The organism is Leisingera coralii, assembly GCF_049056525.1.
GTDB classification, from domain to species: Bacteria; Pseudomonadota; Alphaproteobacteria; order Rhodobacterales; family Rhodobacteraceae; genus Leisingera; species Leisingera coralii.
In genome coordinates, this window is record NZ_JBHUPT010000072.1 from 1 (window position 1) to 5,289 (window position 5,289).

At 64.7% G+C, this 5,289-nt stretch carries 5 protein-coding genes; 2 read left to right on the forward strand and 3 right to left on the reverse strand.

Annotated features, from left to right (window positions below):
* Positions 1-707 (forward strand): PP2C family protein-serine/threonine phosphatase (locus ACFMBG_RS20420; RefSeq protein WP_421056518.1); only part of this gene is annotated, 707 nt, incomplete at its 5' end.
* Positions 708-766: 59 nt separating this feature from the next.
* Here the strand turns inward: ACFMBG_RS20420 and ACFMBG_RS20425 are convergent.
* Together ACFMBG_RS20425 and ACFMBG_RS20430 are read right to left on the reverse strand one after the other, a co-directional pair.
* Positions 767-2,932, reverse strand: coding sequence for a serine/threonine protein kinase (locus tag ACFMBG_RS20425; protein WP_421056519.1), 2,166 nt, complete (start codon positions 2,930-2,932; stop codon positions 767-769).
* A gap of 44 nt (positions 2,933-2,976) precedes the next feature.
* Positions 2,977-3,552: an OmpA family protein gene (locus ACFMBG_RS20430; RefSeq protein WP_421056520.1), complete on the reverse strand. Its 576-nt coding sequence runs from the start codon at positions 3,550-3,552 to the stop codon at positions 2,977-2,979.
* A 182-nt stretch (positions 3,553-3,734) separates the two neighbouring features.
* On the opposite strand from ACFMBG_RS20430, the gene ACFMBG_RS20435 reads away from it, so the two are divergent.
* On the forward strand, positions 3,735-4,577 hold the full coding sequence (locus ACFMBG_RS20435; RefSeq protein WP_421056521.1) for a M15 family metallopeptidase: 843 nt from the start codon (positions 3,735-3,737) through the stop codon (positions 4,575-4,577).
* A 9-nt stretch (positions 4,578-4,586) separates the two neighbouring features.
* On the opposite strand, the gene ACFMBG_RS20440 is transcribed toward ACFMBG_RS20435, so the two are convergent.
* Positions 4,587-5,289: hypothetical protein (locus ACFMBG_RS20440; RefSeq protein WP_421056522.1), on the reverse strand; the 703-nt coding region annotated here is incomplete at its 5' end.

A 5,289-nucleotide genomic window follows, 5' to 3' on the forward strand; every position in this document is an offset into this window, starting at 1 on the left:
AATACCGTTATACCGCGAAGACCCATGTGGGGCTGAAGCGCAAGGTCAACGAGGATGCTGTTCTGGCGCTGCCGGAGCATGACATCTGGCTGGTCGCCGATGGCATGGGCGGCCATGCTGCGGGTGATTTCGCCAGCCGCCTGATTGCCGATGCGGTGGCGACAATCCCGCAAGGGCTGGACCCGGCGGCGCGGATGCATGCGCTGCGGGATGCGATCCAGACCGCGCATAAGGCGATCCGGGCAGAGGCTGCCTCCCGCGGCGGCGGCACGATCGGCTCAACCGTGGCGGCGCTGATCATGGCGAACCAGCATTTTGTCGGCCTTTGGGCCGGGGACAGCCGCATCTACCGGCTGCGCGACGGCCAGATCGAGATGCTGACCGAGGATCATTCTGCGGTGGCGGAATATGTGCTGGCGGGCAAGATGACCTGGGATGAGGCCGACCAGCATCCGCAATCCAATGCAATCACCCGCGCCGTCGGGGTGGGGGAGGACCTGGAGATCGACAAGGTCCGCGGCGATACGGAGCCGGGTGACCGCTTCCTGATCTGCTCCGACGGGCTCACCAAATACGCAACCTTCAAGGTTCTCGAGGATATGCTGGGCGGCACACCCTTGGAAACCGTCGGTGACCGGCTGATCCAGTTCGCGCTGGATGGCGGCGGAGCGGACAATATCACCGCCGTAGTGGTCGATGTGATGTAAACAAACCGTTTTCCTGCAAGGAAAACGGCCCGGAATCCGTGCCGGATTCCGGCCCCCCGTCAGGGTTTCGCGGTGACCAGAATACGGCTGTCCAGCGAGCGGATGCGGCTGGAATCCGCCTCGTAACTGGCCTGCAGCGCTTCGGCAAAGCCCACGGCGCTTTCCGAAGTCGGGCGCATGCCGTCAAACAGCGGTTCCGAGGAATGCAGCACCAGCACCTTGCTCTTTCCGAGGGTGCTGTCGTCCACCTTGAAGGCGATGCCACCGCCGTCGGAGGACTCCTCCAGGCTATAGGCAACCCGCACCGGCACGCTGCCCGCCGCACCGTCGCGCAGGCTGGCAACTGCATTGTCTGGCCGCGCGATATTGGGCAGCAGGTGGAATACATTGCCGGAGACATCGAGGACCGAGACAGTCAGGTAGCCATCGGTCACATCTCCCGGCAGCACCACGTCGATTACCGGGTTTTCACCGACAAAGAACCGGCCCGAGGGGTTGGGTTCCACGGTTGTGCCGCCGACTGCAAATTCCACCTCGGCACCGCCGGAAGGCGCCTTGGGCAGGTGCTGCTCCACCACGCAGAGCGAGTCGTTCAGCACTTCGACATCCAGCACCACCTGGCGTTCATGGGCCAGCGCGCGCAGCGCGTCGAACAGTTCCAGCCGGGTGGCGGTGCTGGCGACCCGGCCGCTGATCAGGATCGGATCAGTGGGCGAGTACCCGTCATAATGGCCGTTGCCGTCGCGCACCAGCGGGCCGCAATCGGCAAAGGCCTCCATCACCGCCATGACCTCTGCCACCGGCAGCATCGGCAGTTCGAACCGGATTTCCGCCTTGCCTTCCAGCGCCCCGGGCAGGCCGTTGCGGAAGCGTTCGTTCAGCATTTCCGCGACGTTGGTGTCGTCGGTTGTGCCGGTCAGGCGGGCCTTGTTGTTGCTGACCACCAGCCGCCATTCGCGCAGGCCCTCAAGCGGCTGCACCGTGTCCAGCACATCGGCGCCCCAGGTCTCGGCGATTTCACCGGAGGCAAGGGTCAGGTCCGCATCCTGCGCCAGCGCCAGCAGGGCGTCGCGGGTGGCTTCGGACGGCACGTTGCCGACGATCTGCACCGGCCCGTCGGCCGGTTTTTCAGCAATCAGCGAATAGGGGCGGACAACCGGATATGTCGAACCCAGGAAGCTGTCGAGCATGCCGGAGAAATAGGCGCCCGCGCCGCCGCCGCCGAGCAGCAGCAGGACCGCCAGCGCCGCCCACAGGCCGCCGCGGCCGCCCTTTTTCCGCTGCTCCTTGTCCGGTGCCGGTTTCGGCGGGGGAGGCGGTGCTGGCTGGCTGGTTTGCGGCACGATGATGGTGGCATCTTCGGCTGCGGGGCCGTCCAGCACATCCGCCAGGCCGCCGCCGTCGGGATTGTCGAGAAACGCCAGCACCTCGCCCGCGCTTTGGAAGCGGTCATCCGGGTTCGGGGCGCACATCCGGCCGATCAATGTCTTGAGCGGTTCCGGCACGCCGCTGGTGTCCAGCGGTTTCTGCTTGTTTTCAACCACTTCCATCGGGTTGGCGCCCAGCTTGGGCGCTTCGCCGCGGAAGTTGGCCAGCAGCAGCGCGCCCAGCGAATAGATGTCGGAGCGGGCGTCGGTCTCGCCGCTCATCTGTTCCGGCGCGGCATAGGAGTACTTGCCGGCAAATTCATTGCCGACGATGGTCTGGGCGCCGGGATTGGTGTCCTTGGCGATACCGAAGTCGATAATCACCGCCTCAGCCGGGTCGCCGCCGCGCAGGATGATGTTGTCGGGGCTGAGGTCGCGGTGGACGATGTTGCGGGCGTGCGCGGCCTGCAGCCCTTCGGCCACACGGCGGCAGATCACCAGCAGATCCTCGGCCGCCATCGGCCCCTGTTTCAGGCGCTTGTCGAGGCCTGGGCCTTCGACGTAATCCATCAGCAGGTAGATATGGCCGTCCGGCGTGCGGTGGTTTTCCGAATAGCGGACCACCGCAGCATGGCGGATTTCGCGGATATTCTCCTCGCGCGCCATCAGGACGGTAAAGTCCTCATTGGCGGCAAGCTCCTGTTTCAGCACCTTCAGCGCCACCAGGTTGCCGGAGATTTCCGACCGTGCCTTGTAGACATCGGAGGTGCCGCCACGCCCCAGCAGGCCTTCGATCCTGTAGGTATTGTTCAGCAGATCACCCGGCTGGAACAGGTCGCCAGGGCGCGATTCAAGCATGTAGTTCTCCCTGGCCTGCAGTCCGCCGCGAGTCCAAGCCGTGGTTAGCCCAGAGCCTGGAATTCGACGCGGCGGTTTTCATCCGCACGCGGGTTGTCCTGGTTAAAGGGTGCGGTCTCGCCCATGCCGATCGCCTTGAGCATGTCCTCGGGCACGCCGCAGGAGCTGATCAGGTGGCGGCGCACTTCCTGCGCGCGCAGCAGCGACAGGCGCTCATTGTAGGCGGCGGAGCCGGAGCTGTCGGTATGGCCGATGATCTGGAACACGGTGCCGTCCATCAGCTTCATCGACTCGCACATGTTGGCCAGCTTCGGTGCCTGGTCGGCGCGCAGCGCGGCGCTGTCGAAGTCAAACGAGATCTGGACATTGATCTGGGTCTGCCGGTCAACCGGATTGTATTCCTCCGCCGCGGCGGCCACGGTTGCGGTTTCCTGCGCGGTGTCCTGGGTCTGGTCCGTGCTGCTGGGCACGATCACCAGGCCGCGGGTCTTCTGTTTCTTGAAGGCTTCGGTGATTTCCTCAACCGACAGTTCTCCGCCGTTCGATTGCGCCTGCGCCAGCGGTGCGAAAATCAGGCCGGCCCCCAGAACACTTGCGAAAATTCCTTTCAGGCGGATCATGCTCAGCGCCCTCCCCTACCGTTTCAACATCGCTGGCAGCTTATACCAGCACCTGCGGCCTGCCAATGGCAGGCAGAGGCCCGCAGCGGAAAAAAACATGGTGTTTCCGGCAAGTTGTAATCAGGGGGTTTACTGCCGGGCGGCGAAGGATTGAAATAGGCGCAGATGAACCAGGAGGAAACATGCGGGTTCTGCCAGCAGTCATAATCGCCATTGGCCTGGTGCTGGCCCCGGCGGTCTGGTTCGGGCTCAGCTGGCTGCTGAGCGAGGAAGACTACCAAGGCGCCGGCGGCGTGGATTCCACCGCGCGGATCGAACTCGAGATGCTGCGCCAGCAGGTCGAGGATCTGCAGGCCCGGATGGGCGATCTGGAGAATGAGGTTTCCAGCCTGCCCGCGGGAGGGGCAGGCACCGGTACCCCTTTCACTGATGATGCGGCCGGAGAGGCCGCGATCTGGAACCAGACCGAGGGCGCGGATCTGGACTATGCCCAGGTGGTGCTGATCGCCGACCGGCTGAACGTGAACCGGGGGTTGAAGGTGACGGGCGGCCGCTACCTGACTGAGCAGCTGGGGCGTCCGCGGGAGGATCTGAACGATACCTGCCAGCCGATGACCAACCCGGACCTCAAGGAAAAGCTGGTAACAGAGCAGGTTGGTCCGATCCGGGTCAGCATGCTGCGCCCGGCAATCGAGAGCCTGAAAGTGGTGTTCGAGAACATCCGCCAGGCGGATCCCGACCTTTATGCCCGCATCAACACCGCCGGGGCGCTGTGCGTGCGCCGGATCCGCGGCACCTTGAATTCGCTGTCGACCCACAGCTACGGTCTGGCGGTTGATCTGAACATTGATGGCAAGCTGGACAATTTCACCGATGGCAAGACCCAGCTGGGGCTGACCATCATGGCCGATTTCTTTTACGATCAGGGCTGGGTCTGGGGCGCGGGCTTCCGCCGCGAGGACAGCATGCACTTTGAAATCAGCCGCCGCCAGCTGGATCAATGGCTGGCTGAAGGGCAGCTGTAAGACCCGGCTTCAGGCAGAGCGCAGCAGAACCTTGCTGGAGTTGAGCGCCGCTGCAATCCGCTGGTAAGGCACGATGGATCGCGTGGGCGAGTTTTCCGCCGACCGCAGCAGCTTTGTTTGCGCTTCCTCCAGCACAGCCAGCGCCTGGGCCTTGGCCGTGGCCTGCCGCTCAGGTGCAACGGCCACAATCGGGCGGTGCGACCGCTCGGCGCTGTTCAGGGACCGGGCTTTGCCTCTGGGTCTTGAAGGATCACGGTTTTCCCGCGCGATCTGCCGCAGATCCCGGGCCGTCTCCTTCAGGATTTTACGCAGCGGTTCATGGCCTGGCAGGCCTGCCAGATCCTTTTCCAAGGCTTCAAAACGCTCAGCCAGGCAATCGATCAGGTAGGGCCCGACGATTCCGCACAGGTCACGGAAGCCTGAGACACGGTCCACCAGTTCATCGGCAGAGCGGATACGGGTGCCAAAGTAACGGCCGCTTCCCGATGAGCCTCCGAAAGTACTGCCCTCGCCTTCGCCGCCGTCGCCGCCGCCGCGCGAACTAATGCCACCACCACCGCCATCGCCAGTGCCGCCATCGCCGGTGCCGCCATCGCCGGTGCCGCCATCGCCGGTGCCGCCATCGCCGGTGCCGCCGTCGCCGGTGCCGCCATCGCCGGTGCCGCCATCGCCGGTGCCGCCATCGCCGGTGCCGCCATCGCCGGTGCCGCCA

What these genes read in the sequence shown, in the direction of transcription:
- ACFMBG_RS20435 (WP_421056521.1), top strand. Translation starts at nt 3,735, where the DNA reads ATGCGGGTTCTGCCAGCAGTCATAATCGCCATTGGCCTGGTGCTGGCC.
- ACFMBG_RS20430 (WP_421056520.1), bottom strand. Translation starts at nt 3,552, where the DNA reads ATGATCCGCCTGAAAGGAATTTTCGCAAGTGTTCTGGGGGCCGGCCTG.
- ACFMBG_RS20425 (WP_421056519.1), bottom strand. Translation starts at nt 2,932, where the DNA reads ATGCTTGAATCGCGCCCTGGCGACCTGTTCCAGCCGGGTGATCTGCTG.